The organism is Streptococcus sp. HF-2466 (assembly GCF_015594645.1).
Classification (GTDB): Bacteria; Bacillota; Bacilli; order Lactobacillales; family Streptococcaceae; genus Streptococcus; species Streptococcus anginosus.
This window is the reverse complement of record NZ_JADNQU010000004.1, coordinates 54,488-73,707: the sequence shown is the minus strand read 5'-3', so window position 1 is coordinate 73,707 and position 19,220 is coordinate 54,488. Positions and strand designations below refer to the sequence as shown.

The 19,220-nt window shown below is 38.3% G+C and carries 22 protein-coding genes; all 22 read right to left on the bottom strand.

The window, feature by feature from the left end; all coding sequences use genetic code 11:
* Positions 1-16: 16 nt before the first annotated feature.
* Entirely contained in the window at positions 17-1,390 is a 1,374-nt protein-coding gene (locus tag IYQ91_RS04985; RefSeq protein ID WP_021002188.1) for a sugar transferase, read from the bottom strand.
* A gap of 22 nt (positions 1,391-1,412) precedes the next feature.
* Positions 1,413-2,108: a tyrosine-protein kinase gene (locus IYQ91_RS04980; protein WP_049517281.1), complete on the bottom strand. Its 696-nt coding sequence runs from the start codon at positions 2,106-2,108 to the stop codon at positions 1,413-1,415.
* Positions 2,109-2,120: 12 nt separating this feature from the next.
* Entirely contained in the window at positions 2,121-2,816 is a 696-nt protein-coding gene (locus tag IYQ91_RS04975) for a CspC family polysaccharide chain length determinant protein (RefSeq protein ID WP_138099532.1), read from the bottom strand.
* 8 nt (positions 2,817-2,824) lie between these two features.
* Positions 2,825-3,556, bottom strand: coding sequence for a capsular polysaccharide biosynthesis protein Cps4B (gene cps4B, locus IYQ91_RS04970; RefSeq protein WP_195673252.1), 732 nt, complete (start codon positions 3,554-3,556; stop codon positions 2,825-2,827).
* 2 nt (positions 3,557-3,558) lie between these two features.
* Positions 3,559-5,010, bottom strand: a complete 1,452-nt coding sequence (locus IYQ91_RS04965; protein WP_195673251.1) for an LCP family protein — start codon at positions 5,008-5,010, stop codon at positions 3,559-3,561.
* Positions 5,011-5,195: 185 nt separating this feature from the next.
* Positions 5,196-5,801: an anaerobic ribonucleoside-triphosphate reductase activating protein gene (nrdG, locus tag IYQ91_RS04960; RefSeq protein ID WP_195673250.1), complete on the bottom strand. Its 606-nt coding sequence runs from the start codon at positions 5,799-5,801 to the stop codon at positions 5,196-5,198.
* Between the two features lie 4 nt (positions 5,802-5,805).
* A complete protein-coding gene (locus tag IYQ91_RS04955) occupies positions 5,806-6,309 on the bottom strand; it encodes a GNAT family N-acetyltransferase (RefSeq protein WP_195673249.1) in 504 nt (167 codons plus the stop codon).
* A gap of 9 nt (positions 6,310-6,318) precedes the next feature.
* Complete coding sequence (locus IYQ91_RS04950; protein ID WP_195673248.1) at positions 6,319-6,816, bottom strand: GNAT family N-acetyltransferase; 498 nt, start codon at positions 6,814-6,816, stop codon at positions 6,319-6,321.
* Positions 6,817-6,875: 59 nt separating this feature from the next.
* Entirely contained in the window at positions 6,876-7,016 is a 141-nt protein-coding gene (locus IYQ91_RS04945) for a hypothetical protein (RefSeq protein ID WP_003031250.1), read from the bottom strand.
* A gap of 8 nt (positions 7,017-7,024) precedes the next feature.
* Positions 7,025-9,235 carry an anaerobic ribonucleoside-triphosphate reductase gene (nrdD, locus tag IYQ91_RS04940; RefSeq protein ID WP_195673247.1) on the bottom strand — a complete coding sequence of 737 codons (2,211 nt, stop codon included), beginning with the start codon at positions 9,233-9,235 and terminating at the stop codon, positions 7,025-7,027.
* A 106-nt stretch (positions 9,236-9,341) separates the two neighbouring features.
* Entirely contained in the window at positions 9,342-10,874 is a 1,533-nt protein-coding gene (locus tag IYQ91_RS04935) for a heme transporter CcmD (protein WP_195673246.1), read from the bottom strand.
* Between the two features lie 54 nt (positions 10,875-10,928).
* Entirely contained in the window at positions 10,929-11,063 is a 135-nt protein-coding gene (locus IYQ91_RS10080; protein WP_259274331.1) for a hypothetical protein, read from the bottom strand.
* Between the two features lie 62 nt (positions 11,064-11,125).
* Complete coding sequence (gene cls, locus IYQ91_RS04930; RefSeq protein ID WP_195673245.1) at positions 11,126-12,658, bottom strand: cardiolipin synthase; 1,533 nt, start codon at positions 12,656-12,658, stop codon at positions 11,126-11,128.
* 394 nt (positions 12,659-13,052) lie between these two features.
* Complete coding sequence (locus IYQ91_RS04925; RefSeq protein WP_195673244.1) at positions 13,053-13,490, bottom strand: SP_0198 family lipoprotein; 438 nt, start codon at positions 13,488-13,490, stop codon at positions 13,053-13,055.
* A gap of 47 nt (positions 13,491-13,537) precedes the next feature.
* Positions 13,538-14,779, bottom strand: coding sequence for a bifunctional folylpolyglutamate synthase/dihydrofolate synthase (locus IYQ91_RS04920; protein WP_195673243.1), 1,242 nt, complete (start codon positions 14,777-14,779; stop codon positions 13,538-13,540).
* 199 nt (positions 14,780-14,978) lie between these two features.
* Positions 14,979-15,290: a DUF1292 domain-containing protein gene (locus tag IYQ91_RS04915; RefSeq protein WP_003027765.1), complete on the bottom strand. Its 312-nt coding sequence runs from the start codon at positions 15,288-15,290 to the stop codon at positions 14,979-14,981.
* A gap of 16 nt (positions 15,291-15,306) precedes the next feature.
* Positions 15,307-15,726, bottom strand: coding sequence for a Holliday junction resolvase RuvX (gene ruvX, locus IYQ91_RS04910; protein ID WP_195673242.1), 420 nt, complete (start codon positions 15,724-15,726; stop codon positions 15,307-15,309).
* A complete protein-coding gene (locus IYQ91_RS04905; protein WP_009569646.1) occupies positions 15,726-15,992 on the bottom strand; it encodes an IreB family regulatory phosphoprotein in 267 nt (88 codons plus the stop codon). The genes ruvX and IYQ91_RS04905 overlap by 1 nt, the downstream gene beginning before the upstream one ends.
* A gap of 280 nt (positions 15,993-16,272) precedes the next feature.
* Positions 16,273-16,830, bottom strand: a complete 558-nt coding sequence (locus IYQ91_RS04900) for an SP0191 family lipoprotein (protein ID WP_003026633.1) — start codon at positions 16,828-16,830, stop codon at positions 16,273-16,275.
* A 103-nt stretch (positions 16,831-16,933) separates the two neighbouring features.
* On the bottom strand, positions 16,934-17,503 hold the full coding sequence (locus IYQ91_RS04895) for an SP0191 family lipoprotein (RefSeq protein ID WP_003026634.1): 570 nt from the start codon (positions 17,501-17,503) through the stop codon (positions 16,934-16,936).
* 84 nt (positions 17,504-17,587) lie between these two features.
* Entirely contained in the window at positions 17,588-17,986 is a 399-nt protein-coding gene (gene spx / locus IYQ91_RS04890; protein WP_003026638.1) for a transcriptional regulator Spx, read from the bottom strand.
* 86 nt (positions 17,987-18,072) lie between these two features.
* Positions 18,073-19,218, bottom strand: a complete 1,146-nt coding sequence (gene recA, locus IYQ91_RS04885) for a recombinase RecA (protein ID WP_126467890.1) — start codon at positions 19,216-19,218, stop codon at positions 18,073-18,075.
* Positions 19,219-19,220: the final 2 nt, after the last annotated feature.

The window sequence follows — 19,220 nt, the reverse complement described above, 5'->3', positions numbered from 1 at the left end:
GGAAGCGAAGTCTCACCTACTTCGCTCCATCTTTCATTAATACAACTTTGACAGTCTTTAGTAAAATTTTAATATCTGACCAGATAGTCCAATCATCAATATAGGACACATCTAGCTTTACAACATCATCAAAATTCGTGATTTCACTGCGGCCGCTGACTTGCCAGAGGCCTGTGATGCCTGGTTTGAAACTCAAACGTTTTTTCTGTTCAGGTGTGTATTTTTCATACTCATCCACAGTTGGCGGACGCGTACCAACTAAGCTCATATCACCTTTAAGAACATTCCAAAATTGTGGAAGCTCATCTAGACTGGTTTTCCGAATGAATTTTCCAATAGGTGTAATCCGTGGGTCATCATCCATTTTGAACATCCCACCACTCATGGTATTATGTGCCATCAGCTCTTTTTTGCGCTCCTCGGCATCTACGTACATAGAGCGAAATTTGTAAAATTTAAAAATCCGACCGTTTTTTCCAACACGTTCTTGAACAAAAATTGCTGGTCCGCCATCTTTACGAATCATTGGAACTAGGAAAAGCGCTGCAATTCCACATATAAGAAGTCCAAAGAGAGAACCAATGACATCCAAAACTCTTTTAGCAATGATGTGACTATAATTGTAGAAATTTGTTGAAAAAGTGACCACGCTAAAGCCAGCAATTTCTTGAAGCTTCTTCTCACCAATTTGAAAATCCAAGGCGTTAATATTCACATTAACGGTGATTCCCATATTCTCAAACTGAACAACCAAATCTTCAATAGAATAGTCATCACTCGGCAAGCTAATAAAAACTTCATCTACAACAGAGCGAGTTGCAAATTCGATGAGACATTCTTTTGGTATCGTTTGGATTGTCGGATGTTGGTAACGCGAGTTATCAAATACCGAAATAGCTACTATACATTCATTAAATGTGTGCGCTTCGGTCAATTGCTTTAAAATTCTGTCTAGACGATTGGAAACCGTAAGGATGAGTACTTTTTTACTGCTTTTTAATCTTGGATGTACTCGTGCATAATATTGCTTGATTAATAGATTAATGCAATAAACACCCAAAGCATTCAACAAGATAAAAAAGATGAGATTGCTACGGGATAATGAAAAGTTGCCTCCCAACATAAAAGAAGAAAATGTGATAATGACTGCATAAAAAGCACTGTATTTCAGTGTCTCGGTAAATTCAATTAAATAGCCACGTTGAAAAAAATGATAGTTATAATTGCTAATATAAAAAGCAACAATATGTAGCAACATTAACATCACAATATCTTTATTAGTTAGACTAAAGTTTGAAATTAAATTTATGATCATAATCACAACAAAAACTGTAATTAGTTGAATAAAAGCAATTCCTGTTTTTTGCAACTCATTTCTATTTTCAAACATCCCTACTCCTAAATGCTAATCTCTACTTTTTCTTTCCGTAATTTCCGTAATTGCCATAATTTCCGTAGGAGCCATATTTTTCTAACTGTATATCATATTTATTTAGAATAACTCCCAAAAATGGCGTTCCAGTTTGTTCTAATTGTTCTTTTGCCTTTTGCAATGTTTTCCGTTTTACATTTCCTGACTCAACGATTAAAACGCTAGCATCACATTTTTGAGCAATGATAGCCGCATCAATGACCAGTCCAATCGGTGGGGTATCAACAACGATATAATCATAATGGTTTCTGAGAATATCAATCATGATACCAAAGTTTTTACTTTGCAATAAAGCTGTTGGATTGGGTGAGACTTGTCCAGCTTCAATCACAAATAGATTGTCAATATTTGTTTCGCATAAACCGTTTGACAAATCTGTCGCACCAGCTAGATAATCTGTCAGACCTGTGATTTTATCACGCGTTTTAAAAATCCCTGACATGACAGAGTTACGAATATCTGCGTCAATTAGTAAAGTATTATATCCTGAACGTGCAAAAGCAATGGCTAGATTTGTAGAAGTCGTTGACTTCCCTTCTCCAGACTGTACAGAAGTGACAGCAATGACCTTAATATTATCCCCACTAAGCTGAATATTAGTTCTTAAGGCATTGTAGTATTCTTCTGTTTTCTTTATCGTTTTTTCTTTATTTTTAGCTAATTCTAAACTCGGCATTATTTTCCCCTCTTATAGTTTATTCATATTTGGCACAACTCCAAGAAGAGTAATTCCCAGCGCTTCTTCCACATCTTCTGGCTTTTTCACTCGGTCATCTAACACTTCAACGACAAGAATCACAACTGAGATTAAAACCCCTCCTGCAAGAAAACCAATCAAGGTATTGCGTCTAATATTTGGTGAAGAAGGGGAATTTGGTACTTCTGCCTCTTCTAACGTTGTTACATCGGATACTTTGGTAACAGCAATAATTTTTTCAGCTGCAATTTGACGCAAACTATTAGCAATACGCGCAGCTTCTTTGGCATCCCCATCTGAAACAGCGATAGACACAATACGCGTATCCGTTGGGACAGTGACATTGATTTTTTTAGCTAATGCGCTTGGTTGTACATTTAACTTCAAGTCATCAATCACTTTTGCTAACACATCTTGAGATAAAATAATTTCTTTGTAGTCTTTTACCAAGTATGTCCCAGCTTGAAGGTCTTGATTGGTAAGAGTAGAATTTTCATTGGCTTGTCGATTTACAACGTAAATACGAGTTGTACTAGTATAATTCGGCTTTATAATAAAGGTACTATAGCCTAAAGCAACAATAGCCATTGCAAAAGCGGTCACAATGATGAGAAATTTTCGTCTCCACAGGGTCTTAACTAATGATAGAACATCAATTTCCACCGTCTGATTATCTTGATTTTTCATTTCTTCTCCTAAATTAATTCGTCTTTTAATAATATTTCTTGATTTTCGCGAAATAGTGTATCAGCATATGCTTTGCCATACTTTTTAGAGATAATTTGGTAGGCTTCCTGCATATAAGGAGGACGTGGACCTAAATTGTGCATATCACTCGCCACAAAGTGCACTAAATCCTGCTCCATAAAGAATTGTGCCCGCTTCTTCATGAATTTATACTTTTCACCAAATAACTTCGGTTTGAGGACGCTGGAGCTGTTGATTTGCATATAACAACCCATGTTAATCAAATCCTGCACTTTTTTCGTTTCATTCTCCAAGCAATGATAACGCTCAATATGAGCTACAACTGGTGTAATTCCTAAACGGAGCACATTGTTTAAAGCGCTGTGGATTTCCCTATATGGTGTCGTCATACTAAATTCAATTAAAGCATAACTCGTTCCGCCTAAAGTTGGGATGATTTTCTTATCGAGTTTTTCTAAAATATCGCTGGTATAATAAATTTCAGCCCCATACAAAATAGTGAGATCATCTGCTACTTCTTTAGCGATTTCCTGAACCTCATGAAAATTTGCCGCGATTTTTTCTTCAGGAGTTTCAAACATTCCCTTTCTACGATGAGAAGTTGAAATAATCGTTCGAACTCCTTGGCGATAACTTTCCGTCAAAAGCTCTCGCGTATCCTGACGTGTCTTGGGCCCGTCATCTACATCAAACACAATATGCGAATGAATATCAATCAATCTTATTTACCTTCCATCACTTTCTGAATTGCCGCTTTGGCTGCATTCAAGCTATCTTGATTTAATTCCATCATGTAAAGATTCGCATCTGGCATAGCATAAGACGGAAGGTCTGTCCGTCCCTCACCTGTAACAGCTTGAGAAGTCACAGTATAACTACCGCCAGATTCTAGTTGTGTATTAATGAGATTCATCATCGTTTCAAGACTCATATTGGTTTGAACTGAATTTTGTAAACCTGAAATAATCTCATTGTAATTCTTCAAAGCATGTGTTGAAGTCAACTTTTTAATAATTGCCGCAATTACTTTTTCTTGATTTTTACCACGGTCGTTATCTCCGCCGCTCAATGAATATCGTTCTCGCACAAAGCCTAGAGCCTGCTCAGAATTTAGATGAACATCTCCTACACCAAAATGATAATTCCCGTGCAAACTTGTAAATTCTTGGTCATTATAAACGTCAATTCCACCTAGCAAATCCACGAGTTTAAGGAAAGAAGTGAAATTGAGACGAACATAATAATTTGTTTTAATGCCGTAGAGATTTTCCAATGTGTGAATAGACGCTTCCACGCCATAAATACCAGCATGCGTTAATTTATCATTTTGGTTGTTGCCACCATCAGCAATCGGCACATAGGCGTCACGCGGTGTTGTTGTCAACAACACTTTCTTCGTTTTGCGATTCACCGTCATGATAATATTCACATCAGATCGAGAAACAGATGAAACGGGACCATAAGTATCAATACCACTGACATAGATGTTAAAGACATCGTTATTAGTAGCTGGTGACTGAGCGTTTTCAATCTTTTTACTAATCTTGTAAGTATAGATTTTCTTAATTTTTGAAGCGTAGTCTGGATATTCGTTTTCAATGACACTTTCAAAAACGCTGTTTAGCACCATGGCCTTCGCCTCACCGTTCATCAAAGACTTATAAGCTGTCAGATAAGAAGATGACTGGTCAACCGTCAGGTTTACTTTTTTCGTTTGCGCTAGGTTATCTGTCAATACCTTGATATTATTTGCATCATTTGCCGTTGGTGCTAGAACGTTTTTGACTTGGCTAATATCTTTGATATCGCTATTTTTCGGTACCACTACGCTCATTTCATATTCAGAATAGTTGGATGTTGCATTTAGCCCGTTAGACAAATCCAGCACTTCTTTAATGGCATACATCGCACCTGAACTTACCAGAATCGCTAAAATCAGTATAATCGTCGTTGTGACACGCGCTTTATTTTTAAAAATTAAAAAGCCAGTTCCTAGTGCTCCAACTGCTAGCAAGATTGATACCAAAACATTCATGTACCGAAAGGCTAAAATGTTATATCGGAACATTGAAAAAATCAACAATGCTGCTAACAATGCAAAGATGACTAGCAAAGCAATATTTAAGATCCGATTGCTTTTCTTCTTAGCAGAGCGCGATCTTTTTTGGACCATTTGAAACTCCTATGCAAAAATATTCATTTTATTATCCCTATTATAGCATAAAATAACTGAAAGTTAAACATTCTTTAAGAATTACAAAAACTTTAAATGATAAATGCGTTTTCAATGCAGTTCTTCGCTGTTACAATTCCAAACAACAAAAAAGCAGGAACATTCAGTCCTGCCTTGGTTCAAATTTATTCTGTTTCATCTCGATTAACTTGCTCGAAATTTTCTTTGCTGTCATTTAGCCTATCCCAGATGACAACTTTTCCAGCTTTGAGAGACTTTTGCACATCAATGATTCGTTGGTTAGAAGAACCACGAAATTGCAACATGAGATTTTTCTTGGCTTTGTCAAACCGTCCATCGACCAGGATGTCAATAAGACTCAGCAGTTCCAGCTTATCGGGTGTTTCCAACATCATTTCTTCCCATGTGTAGCCCGTCCAAGACCAAATATCTTTATTTGGCAATTCCTTACGAATCCGCTTAACCAAGGGAATGAGAATACCTGTATTGAGAAAAGGCTCTCCGCCAAGCAAAGTCAACCCTTGAACATAGGGCTCTGCTAGATCTTTCATAATTTGCTCTTCCAGCTCATGCGTATAAGGAATCCCTGCATTGAAAGACCAAGTTGCTACATTGTAACAGCCCTCACAATGAAACATGCAGCCGCTGACATAGAGGGAATTACGCACTCCTTCGCCATCTACAAAATTAAAAGCTTTGTAGTCAATAATGCGCCCCTTGCTTAACTCTTCACTTTTCCACTCACCTGGTTTCGGTGTATTCCATGTCATTTTTCTACCCCAACTCTATCCAATAACGCTCTTTCCTAGCTCGTACATTTTCCAACACTCCACCATTGGCCAAAATCACTGCTCGACTAGCAGCATTATCCATATCGCAAGTAATCAGAACGGGAGAGAGCGCTAATTTTTTGGCTTCAAGTAAAGCCAAGGCTAATTGTTGTTTACCATACCCTTTCCCCCGCTCACTAGGCCGAATGCCATAGCCAATATGCCCGCCCAACTCTAAGTAAAAATCATTTAGTGTCATACGAAGCCCTAAAAAACCTAATGCACGATCATCTGCAAAGGAAGCAAACAAAATAGCTGGAACACACCCTTCTTTCAAATTCAGTCCTGCCTCTTGATCACGATTGATTTGCAACCAATCTTCGTAATTTTCTGCACATGCCCAAGTGCTTTCTACACCGCCATTCATGAGAAGCCCCTGCTCTTTGTATTCTGCAATCATTTCAAGTATCGCTTCTTTATCTGCCAATTCTGGTCTTCGTAATTCCATAAATTACTCCTAATTCAAATCTATCCAATAGCGTTCGGTGCCCTGTCGGATGTCTTCTAATATGCCCCCGTTTTTTAAAATAACTGCCCTACTAGCAGAATTGTCCTCCGCACAACTAACTAGCACTCGGTGGATATTCTTTGAAGCAGCGACAAGAAGCCCTTCTTTCAACATAGCGGTCGCATAGCCCTTCCCCTGCATAATTGGACGAACGCTATAACCAATATGACCGCCATGTCCGCGTAAATGTTCATTCAGACGCAAGCGTAAATTTAGAAAGCCAACAGCCTGTCCTTTATCAAAGGCAACAAACTGTATAGCCGGCACCCATGTATTAGGAATATTGAGACCCATTTCCGCATCTTGGTTTCCAGCAATCCAATCTTCATAAACGAAATTTTCCTTGTCCCAAAAACCGCCATCGTGTGCAGCATTCGACCTTTCAAATTCTAGTATGAGGTCTATCACCGCCTCTTTATCTTCTAATCTTGGTCGTCTTAATTCCATTTTTCTCACCTTGATAGAAATAGAGTGAGACTAGCTTCATGCAAACCTCACTCTTTCTCCTATTTTTTCTTTGTTTTTTGTAAGAATTGTTCTCGCAAATTTGCAACACGATCTTTTTTATTGACTCCGCCTTTGGAATGCTTTTCATGATAGCGTGTCACTTGTGCCTTGCCCTTATCGTCTAATTGATATTTTCCCATTAGAATTCCTACTTTTCTACATGATGTCCTTCGAACTTGATTGTTGAACCATTCATGTGTTTAACACGAGCTGAAATCTCCTTGTGACGTCCATTTACCATCGGACGGGCTTGAGGATTTCCAAGATAACCACAAGTTCGCTTGACAACATCAACTGTCTTAGGATCGCTATTGCCACAGTTTGGACAAGTAAATCCACGTTCTGTTGGCGTGAAATCCCCTTCAAAATCGCACTTATAACAATGGTCAATCGGAGTATTGGTTCCCAGATAGCCCACACAATCGTAAGCATAGTCCCAGACTGATTCGAGTGCTTTCGGATTTTGTTGTAGAACAGGATATTCACAGTAGTGAATAAAGCCTCCTGAAGCCCCGGCCGCTGGATAATCTTTTTCAAAATCTAATTTTTCAAACGGTGTCGGATTTTTACGGACATCATAGTGGAAACTATTCGTATAGTATTCCTTATCTGTAATATCTTTTACCAGACCAAATTTTTCTGTATCCAGACGACAGAAGCGGTCGGTCAGACTTTCAGACGGTGTGGAGTAAACTGAGAAGTGATAATCATATTGGTCAGACCACTCTTCGACACGGCGTTTCATTTCACGAACAATGTCTACTGTAAATTTCTTAGCTTCTGGATTGTGTTCCCATTCACCACCATAAAAGACAGTCGCTACTTCATACAGACCGATATAGCCAAGAGAAACCGTTGCTCTGCGATGTTTAAAGAGTTGATCTACCTTGTCATATTTACCAAGACGTTGCCCAAAAGCGCCATATTGATAAAGGATAGGAGCATTAGCTGGCGTCGCTTCTTTTGTACGTTCCACACGATAGACAAGAGCATCTTCAGCGATATTCATCCGTTCATTGAAGATTTCCCAGAATTTATCCATGTTGCCTTCAGATTCGAGGGCAATTCTTGGAAGGTTGACAGTTACAACCCCAAGATTCATACGACCAGAATTGACTTCTTGTCCATTTTCATCTTTCCAACCTTGTAAGAACGAGCGGCAGCCCATTGGAACTTTGAAAGAACCCGTTAATTCCACAATCTTGTCGTAAGACAAGACATCTGGATACATCCGCTTCGTAGCGCATTCCAAGGCCAACTGCTTAATGTCGTAGTTTGGACTACCAGGTTCCAAATTCAAGCCACGCTTCAATGTAAAAATCAATTTAGGGAAGATGGCTGTACGGCGCTCAGAGCCAAGACCTTTGATGCGGATTTGAAGAATAGCTTTTTGAATTTCACGCTCAAAACGATTGGTTCCAAGTCCAAAACCAAGTGAGGTAAATGGCGTTTGTCCATTTGATGTAAACAAGGTATTGATTTCATACTCCAAAGATTGCATGGCATCATAAATGTCTTTTTTAGTCTTTGTCCAGGCAAACTCTTCTTGCTTTTCAGGAAGCACCCATTCACGTGCATCCTTCAAATGTTTTTCATAATTTTTTTCAGCATAAGGCGCCAAAACTTCATCAATTCGGTCAGCAGAGCAACCACCATATTGACTAGAAGCTACGTTTGCAATGATTTGAGAGATTTGCGCAGTCGCTGTTTGAATGGATTTCGGACTTTCGACTTCAGCATTTCCAATCTTAAAGCCATTTGCCAACATGCCCTTAAAATCAATCAAACAGCAATTCGTCATCGGTGTATAAGGACTGTAATCCAAATCGTGATAGTGGATGTCTCCTTTTTGGTGTGCATTTGCCACATGTGGTGGCAGCATTTGCAAACCAATCGATTTCCCAACAATTCCCGCCGTCAAATCACGTTGAGTATTGAAAACATCGCTGTCCTTGTTGGCATTTTCATTGACAACCGCTTGATCTTTATTCAGCAATTTGCCGATTGTGAAGTTGATATCTGTTGCTTTTGAACGCGCAAAATCGCGTTGGGTACGGTAAGTAATATAACTTTCTGCAATGGCGTATTCATTGGCATTCAGTAATTCGTGTTCCACGATATTTTGAATTTCATAGATTTTAACGCCCGCAGGAAAACGTGAAATCACTTCTGCTACGATTTTATTGGTAATACCTTCAAGTTTTGCTTCTAACAACGGAGTCATCGTCGTTACTTCTTGGCTAGCCTTGACAAGAGCTTTGTAGATCTTGTCTGCGTCAAACGCCACACGACGACCGTCACGTTTTTCTACATAAATATCAGCAAATCCTTGTACTGTTTCTTCTTTTAATGCAATCATGAGCTCCTCCATTCGTATAAAACATATTATATCACTCCAATAAAAAAAATCAATATCTTGTGGTGAAAAACTTTAAATTTTATTTTAAACACAAGATATTGATTTGTTATTTCAACTTATAGAGCTTGAAATGATTGAGTTTTAGGTCTGTCTGCTGATAATTTTCTTTTAATTGTTTTTTGATATCTTGCAGAAGAGACACTTGATTGTTGACCAAAATATAAGCTGGGGGCGTTTCTTTCAAGTTATTCACTAGGGATATTTGATTTTCATCTGTTCCTTGGTACAAGCTAGGGGTTAAAATCGGTACCGCAGATAGGCGCCCACTCGCTTGGTAGAGAGCTGCCGTTGTGTCCCAAGCATAGATTTTATCAGTATTCTTTGATTTGCTCTTGATATAATTTGCCGCAGAAATACGCTCACTTGTTTCGCCTGTCGATAAAACATACTGATTGACAAACGGAAAACCAATTAAGTAAATCATGGCTAGAAGCGGTAAAAAAGCATTCTTTGCAACATACGTTCCTAAAATAGATGTAGATTTTTGTACACGGCTATGACGTCCACCTCTTTTAAGTTTACTTTTTCCTAACCACATACTGAGCAGAATCAGGAAGAATGGTAAAACAGGCAACAGCTGATAAGCGCCTTGATCTGGTAAAAAGAAAACAAATAAAACTAAAATTAAGGACGCGAAAAAACTAAATAGCTGCAGGAAACGTTCCAAAGAATTTGCTGGCAATGAAAAACTTCTCACCCAAGTCACAACTATACCAAGTCCAATAATAAGTCCTCCATAAAGCAAACCATTGTACAATAAATGCTGTCCTGAAAAATGCAAGCTATCCCAAGGATAAAGAATCTGGCTTATGGCAAGCCCAAAACTGCCATTCAAAACCGTATAATAACCTAGCGGATAAAATACAAGCGAGAATCCTACCAAAATGGCAAATAATTGATACAGGCCGCGCGCTTTTTTCTTTGCCCAAATATTATAAACTAGCAGAGCAAGGAAAGTCACCAAATAAAATACAAGGCTCGTCACCGGATCAATCATAAACATCAGCGCACCAAGTGCTCCAAAGCCAATAAAACCTCTGTCGCTTGCTTCTCCTGTCACATAACGCATCAGAAAGTACAGCGACCCAAAGACAAATGGGAAAGCAAAAATACTAGAGTATAAGCCGCCCCAGCCTAAAGCGAGCGTCAAACAATAGAATAAAGAAAGGATTTTGATAGAAGTGTTTTTTACAGCCGTTAATTGATATACAATTTTAAACAGATAAATTCCTGCAACAAACAAAGCCAAGCATTGCATTGCCGCAAAGAAAATATTGCCCATGAAGAGACTACCCGCCCAATTAGCTAGATAATAAAGCAGACCACTCGTTCCATAAATATTTCCATAAATAACCTGACCTTGCGCCATTGCCCAACCTGCATATAAATTTTGAGATTGCAGATTAGTAGCAAGGTTGGTCAAAAATGGATTGGCAACACTTAAAACGCTCAATAATAAGCTCCACAAAAATAAAACGACAAAGGGCGTTGACGCAGGTTCTATAAAAACTTTTTTCTGCTCACTCTCTTCGTGAACTCTCTCTACTACTGGTTCTTGTTCAGTCATTGTGTCGTACATAAAGGTTCTCCTTGATATCAGTCCTATCTAGTATATCAAAATCTCCTCTATCTGTCAGCTTGATTCTGACACATTCTTCATCTTTTGCAAAAGTAAAGTGTAGTATTCCAATTCTCGAAAACGATGATAACTTACAGCCGCATACTCTTTCAAAAATTCTTTTTCTTCACTTGTTAAATCGATAACCATTCTGCCTCCTTTTACTAGATTATTCGTAAAAAAGAAAAATTCCTCTCATTACAAGAGAAATTTTATAGCATCGGTGCAAATAATTCGACAATTTCTTTAATCAAGCGTTGATACCAGGTATTTTTAATGGTATCTTCATGTATTTCTTGTGAGGTTTCAAACAATTCCTCAAAATCTCGCTTCAAGTCAAACATAGCAGGCGTTTTATACATCAAAACAGCATTTTCATAGTGATGAACTAAGCTGCGGTAATCAAAATTGATTGTTCCGACAACACCAAAATCATCATCAGCCACTACATGCTTACTGTGAATAAAGCCCGGTGTATACTCATAAATCCGAACCCCAGCCGCCATTAAATCCGGATAAGCTCCTCGCGTAATAAGCTGAATGATTTTTTTATCTGGAATATAAGGTGTCACAATGCGGACATCTACCCCCCGCATAGCAGCATTTTTGATGTCTTCCGTCAAATCATAATCAATGATTAAATACGGCGTGGCAATATACACATAATCTGTCGCCTGGCTGATTATATTTTGATAGACATTTTTACCCACTTGAGCTTTATACATGGGCTTCGGGCCGCTTCCATACGGAATATAGAGCCCTGACGCATCTACAGCTTTGTTGTCCAAATGATAGCGATCGAAATCACTGATTTTCCCACGGTTGATATACCAGTTCATCAGAAACAGCCGTGTCAAGGCTTTTACAGCGCGCCCGTTCAGACGAATCCCACCGTCTTTCCAGTGACCAAATCGCTCGATGTGATTGATATATTCATCTGCCAGATTGATGCCACCAGTATAGCCAATCTGCCCGTCAACGACGAGAATTTTACGATGATCTCGATTATTATAAGCCACCGTCATCCGCGGAATCACTTTGTTAAACTTATGAGCGTCAATCCCCATAGCCTGCAATCGGCTGGTATAATCTCCCGGAAGAGTTGCCATACAGCCAATGTCATCATAGAGCATTTTCACTTCCACACCTTGGACTGCCTTTTCACGCAGAATATCCAAAATACTATTCCACATGATACCTTCTTCCACAATGTAATATTCTAAAAAAATAAATTTTTCTGCTTTGCGTAAATCTTCCAGCATTTTCTGGAACATCTCTTCTCCCAAAGGGAAAAATTGCGATTCCGTGCCGTCGTAAACATCCGCATTATGATCCATGCTGAGAAGCGACTTAATAATCCCGTAAGCTGATTTATCTGTTTTTTTCAAGTCTAACCGCAACTCATAGCTATTGTCCTCACGAAATTTCATCTGATCCATATTTTTTAGCTGTTTCAGTTCACTTCTGGATAATCGGCGCTCGCCAAACATCAAATAAAGCAAGGAGCCAATGACTGGAACAAACGCTACCAAGAGCCAAGTTACTTTACTTTCCGGTGTCATTGAACGATTGACAATCGCTAAAATCGTTGCCAAGCTGAATAAAATCACAAAGACAATCCATAAAGTAGGTGTCCAGCGACCAAGCCAAAAGAAAAACCAAAAAATGAGCGCAAGTTCTAGTAACATGATAATAATACTGAAACCATATTTTGACATCAATAGCTGAAATTTCCTAAGATTCATTTTCTCTCCCTGTTTTTACTTAGTACTAGTATAACGGGGATTTCCTAATAAATCAAGCCAGAATCACTCATTCTTCGATATTCAAAGTATTTTTTCATTAGAGCAAAAAAGAGTAAAAGAAAAGTTGTGGTTCGTAACCAGCCACTTTCTCTCCTACCCCCTATCTCTACATTTTAACTAGAATACTGATTGTTGTCCACTACCAATTTAGAAAGCGGTTAGAAGCAACAGATAAAGTTCATGAAGCAAGCCCCTTTGTGAATAATTCACTAAAACAAATGCAGCCTCTCATATCGACTTGTATGAATCAATAAACTTAAAGTCCAACGCGTCCTTGTTCTCGCAAACTCATATCAAATTTTTATCAAGAAATTTTGCACCAACATTAGACAAGTTATTGCTTCGTTAAAACGACCGTATCATTTTCTCCATTTTCTTGCTCAATATCCTCAATCGTTAACCGTTTGCCATCAATCATATAACGCTCAATGTCATCACCAATCGTCATTCGCTGATTTGTCGGATCAATGCTCACCTGTTTTACTTTCTCTTTACCGTTTGGCTCTTTTTCTGTCCACGTACCACCATTTCCTTTGATAACCAAAGTAATCTCATCTTCTTCGTCCATACCTTTATAAGTACCGTCTAATTTTTCTGACGAATTTTCTGCAATAGTTGGCGAATCACTACTCTCACTTGAGACTGTAGTTGATTGGCTGCTTGAGACAGATTGAGAGGACGGTGAAGTTTGGTTAGACTTGGTACACGATGTCAAAATGATAAGTCCTATCAGAAAAAATATGACGTAGCTGAATTTCTTTAAATGTGCCATTTTCCCCTCCTTTACCTGCATTTCTATTATACCATTCACCATTCTAATCAGTCAATTTCTTTCTCCAAAAGAAAAGCACGAACTTCCGCAATAAAATAAAGAGAACCTGTTACAAAAAGGAGCTGATTGTCATTAGCGCTTTTAATAAATTGTTCGATAAAGTCCTGATAAGAGGCAATGTAGAGACCATTTGTAAAGTCCTGTTCATTTGCTGCACCGTCATCCTCAAAAGTCGTTACGAACAACTGCACATGAGGCAATTCCTGCTGAAGATAAGACAGCATCCCCTGATAATTTTTGCGTTTCAAAGCACCGAATAAGAGAAAGATTTCTTTTTGTCCTTGCTGGCGAATAAACTCCACCAAACGTGACAAAGCGGGTAAATTGTGAGCCCCGTCCAAATAAATTCTTCTCTCAAAATATTCCAGTCTCCCTGCCCAATGGGTCTCTTGCAAAGCCTTGCGTATCCATTTTACTTGTGGTTGCCAATTTTGCTGTTTCATGAATAAAAGAAAACTTTGCAAAGCAACAGCTGCATTTTCTTCCTGATAAGTACCTTTGAGACCCAGCTGTAAACCAACTATCATTTTATCTTGATTAGAAAATTGTCCTTTTGAAAATGAAAAATCCCTACCGTATTCATACAAAACAACTCCCAACTCATCTGCGCGCAATTCGCAGACCCTTCTAGCTTCTTCAGCCAGCGGCCCGATAACAGCTCGTTCCTTTTTCTTGAAAATTCCTGCTTTCTGCTCCGCAATTGCTACTATGGAGTCTCCTAATGTTTCTTGATGATCCAATCCTACAGACGTTACAACCGCAACATCTCCTATCACTACATTTGTTGCATCTAAAAGTCCACCAATTCCCACCTCAATTAAAGCCACATCTACCTGCTCTTCTTCGAAATACAATAAAGCTATGAGTGTTAAAATTTCAAAATAAGATAATGAATCTTGTGTCCGCAAAAGTTGCCTTTCCATTGCTTGAATACGGCGCCCAATTCTAACAAAATCCTTGTCAGAGATTGGTTTATGATTGACACAAATCCGATCATAAATGCTCACCATATGAGGTGACGTAAAGGTTCCCACCTTCTTTTTATGCTCTGCAAATAATTGACTCATAAAAGCAATGCTTGAGCCTTTTCCGTTCGTTCCTGTCACATGAATAATGGGATAATTTTCTTCCGGATGATCCAAAAGACTTATAGCCTGTCTCATTCGCTCTAAACCAGAGCGAAAATTTAAACCAATGCGACTCTCTAGCCACGTTTCAATTTCATTCATATTCTTCTCCCAGCAAAAAGGGAGTGAAACAGAACCAGACTTTGGTTCATGTCACACCCCACAATTTACTTGAATGGCTGGAACTCTTGCTCCACATGGGAATTAACCAACCACTCATTCGTATACCATAAAATAACGATTCACACAGCCTTTTAATCTCTTCATCGTCTGTAATACGAAAAGCTAGTGTACGCAATTTTTATTCTTCCATAAAGCTATTGAAAACTTCTTCAATCATATCCCATTCAGCATCTGAATCTTCTGGGATTGGTTGCAAATCGCCTTCTGTTCCGTCCTCATTTTCAGTAAACGAGTAAGCTTGAATTTCTACCTCGCCATTTTCATCTTCTTCTGCGCTAGCTGGAATTAAGAGAACATAGTTTTTACCAAATTCTTCTTTTCCGTCAATGGTCAAGAGAATTTCAAACAAAGTTTCATTTCCTTGCTCGTCTACTAGCGTAATCAACTCACGCTCTTCGTGTTCATGGTCATGGTTATGATCGTGTGCCATGTTTTCTCCTTTATTATTAAAAATTTCGATCTAAATAATTCTGCAATATGAGCTGCGCTGCGAGCTTATCAATCACTTTTTTTCGCTTCTTTCTGCTCACATCCGCTTGCTCAATCAGCATTCTTTCCGCAGCTACCGTTGTTAGACGCTCATCTTGGTATTCAACTGGCAAATGAAATAATTGCTCAATCTTAGCACCATAAGTTTGACTTGCTTCTACACGTGGTCCGCTTGTATTGTTCATATTTTTAGGGAGTCCTACAACGAACTTATTAACCTTATATTCTTTTACAAGCTCACTCAAACGATCAAAACCAAATTCCCCTTTTTCTTCATCAATAGGAATAATTTCAAGTCCTTGAGCTGTAAAACCAAGTGGATCACTAACTGCGACACCAACTGTTTTTGAACCAACATCTAACCCCATAATTCTCATTAGAGATCAATGCCTTGCCCTTTCAAATAATAACGAACTAATTCTTCTACAATCTCATCACGTTCATATTTACGAATTTGATTTCGTGCATTATTATAGCGAGGTACATACGCAGGATCACCACTAAGCACGTATCCCACGATTTGGTTGATTGGGTTATAACCTTTTTCATTCAGCGACACATAGACATCTTTCAATGTTTCACTAATCTCTTTTTTGTTTGAATCATCAAGATTAAAACGTACTGTCTCATCTGTAAATCCCACAATTACACCTTCTTTCACTAGAATACCCATATTATAGCACATTTCAATACTTTTCACAAATGAAAGAGGTTGAAAAAGGGAGTGGGACAAAAATCGGTAATTTCGAAGAAATTTGATTTTGTCGTCCCACCCCCGCACAGTTGAGTAGGGCTGTAAAGGTTGATTTATCAACCGCATAGAACCCACTCAACCGCTGCAACTTGCAAGAAACTCATAAAAATCTGACGAGGTTAAGGACTTTTGTCCCAGCCTCTTTTTGTTTCATTATACACCTATAAAATCATGGATTTGCAACTTCTTTAGCTCCAGCTGCCTTGACAGACTCAATATATTGTTTTGGTGTTAAATTTTTAATAGTTGAAAACATAGAGCCATATGTATCTAGTTTTGATGCTTCATCAAGGTTGATTTTGCTCATATCAATATTGATTGTAACTTTAATAATATAGTCTTTTGTAATGTCTGTTTTAACATCAACACCGCCCAAAGACTTAAATTTATCCAATCCTGCGGCCTTTTCAAAAGCAGAAATCAAGTGCGGCTTAGTGCTTTCTAAATCTTGACCCGCTAATACACTCTTCATATTTTCAGGAAGTATTTGTTCAAGATTTATCACAAACTTCTTAAAGGTTTTTCCTTCATAAGAAATAGTTTGCGTAAGTGTTTGTTCAATCCCTTGGACAGTCTGTTTTTGTTGAAAAGACTTGGTCACAACAGAATCCTTTTTCACAACACTCGAACCAGTCTTACTATCCCCTGACTGATTCTGACCGGATTTTTGACCACAAGCTGTGAGCAGCAACAAACTTGCTCCTAACAAAACAACCGATTTTCTCATAAAAATATCCTCCTTGTATTTTAGAGCTTTATAAGAATAGTATACCATCTTTTGTAAGCGTTGTCAAAACGGCCTGTCTAAAAAGGCAACCAATGATTGACAGTTATTGATTGACTTCCGTTGCACCACTCGCAATCTGATTTTCAACATATTCTTTTGGTTTCATTTTTAAAAATTCTTTTAATTTCATATTTTTTAAATATTCAGTATCAGCGGCCTTATTAACATCCAAAACTTGAAAATCAAAAGTATGAACTCGCTTCAATTCTTGATCATTTATAATTTCCAAAGAGGTCGAAAAACCTTCCAAACTTTTTGCTTGTGTAAATTTTTCATCTTCAGCCAAAGATTTCTCCAATAATTTTTGCGCTTCAGCAACTCCAACTTCCGCAACTACTTTTTTCATTTCTTCTTTCATCGGCATGATTTGCTCAATCGTTAAACTTAAAAATTGATCGCCTTTGTAAGTAATTGTTTGTGTTTGTTGAATCCCTTCAGCTGTTTTAGGGAATGATAAGGTTTTTGTCACAACTGTTTCTTTTTCAGCGTTTGCAATAACTGGCAACGTACTATCAATTGATTGCTTGCTTGTTTTTGATTTTGTTTCTTTTTTTTGACCACATCCTGCTAAGACTGTAAGAATAATGGTTAATAGAATCAGGCTTCTTTTCATGGATTAACTCCTCCTCATTCTTTATTTTATCATATTTTTAATATCAATAAACATCGAAATAAAAAAGAGTGGAAATTCCACTCTTTACAAGGCCGCGCGTAAACGCGCTTCTGTATTTTCAACATTACGAACCGAGCGAGGTAAGAATGCACGAATATCATCTTCTTTGTAGCCCACTTGTAGGCGCTTGTCATCTACTAAAATAGGGCTTTTCAAGATGCGTGGAGTTTCCATAATCAAGTCAATCACTTCACTCACACTTAATTCTTCAATATCTACACCTAAGCCTTTTGCATAACGATTTTTTGAAGAAACAATGCTTGCAACCCCATTTTCAGTTTTTGTTAGAATATCTAATAACTCTTCTTTTGTAATTCCTTCTTTACCAAGATTTTGTTCTTTATAAGTTAACTGGTGAGCATTGAGCCATGTTTTTGCTTTTTTACAACTAGTGCAACTTGAGACAGTATAAATTGTAATCATGTAAGTACTCCTTTCGCCACACGGTACTATTATCATACTATATTATACCACAAAATCCCTCCGTCTTGCGACCTATTTTTAAAAAATTATTCCTCAATCTCAATCGTGTCATCCAAATCTAGTGTGACTTCCTCCACCTTGTTTGCTGATTTAGTTGCTTCTGCATTTTTTTCATCTTCAGCATCATCCTCAATCAAACCGTAATGCACTCGAACTTTATAATCAATTTCATCAAAAATTTCTGGATGATCTACCAAGTATTTCTTAGCATTTTCAGACCCTTGACCAATCTTTTCATCATTATAAGAATACCAAGCACCCGCTTTTTTGATAATATCAAGGTCTGTCGCAATTTTAATCAACTCGCCTGTTTTAGAAATTCCTTCACCATACATGATTTCTACGAAAGCTTCCTTGAATGGCGGAGCAACCTTATTCTTCACAACCTTAATCTTGGTTTCCTTACCAACATTGGTATCTTTCTCATCACCAGTCCCCTTGATTTGGGTATTTCCACGAACATCTAAACGAACAGACGCATAGAATTTCAAGGCACGACCACCAGGTGTTGTTTCTGGATTTCCAAACATAATACCAACTTTTTCACGCAATTGGTTGATGAAAATCGCAATTGTCTTCGTTTTGTTAATAGAAGCAGACAATTTACGCATAGCTTGACTCATCATCCGCGCTTGCAAGCCAACGTGACTATCTCCAATGTCTCCATCAATCTCAGCACGTGGTACGAGGGCTGCCACGGAGTCAATAACTACCAAATCTACCGCACCAGAGTCAATCAATTTCCCAGCAATCTCAAGACCTTGCTCACCAGAGTCTGGCTGAGAAAGTAAGAGTTCATCAATATTAACTCCAAGGGCTTGTGCATAAGCCGGGTCAAGAGCGTGTTCTGCATCAATAAAAGCTGCAATACCGCCTTCTTTTTGAGCTTGCGCTACTGCATGAAGAGCTACGGTCGTCTTACCAGAAGACTCTGGTCCATAGATTTCAATAATCCGCCCCTTTGGATACCCTCCTGCACCAAGAGCGATATCTAGCGCCAAGCTACCTGAACTCATGACTTGAACTTTTTGTTCAGCGCGCTCACCTAGGCGCATAATCGCTCCTTTACCAAAATCTTTTTCAATATTTTTAAGTGCAGTATCTAGCGCTTTTTGACGTTCCTCGCCAAATTTCTTTGAAATTTCTTCTAATTTTTTTTGTTTTTTCGCCATTT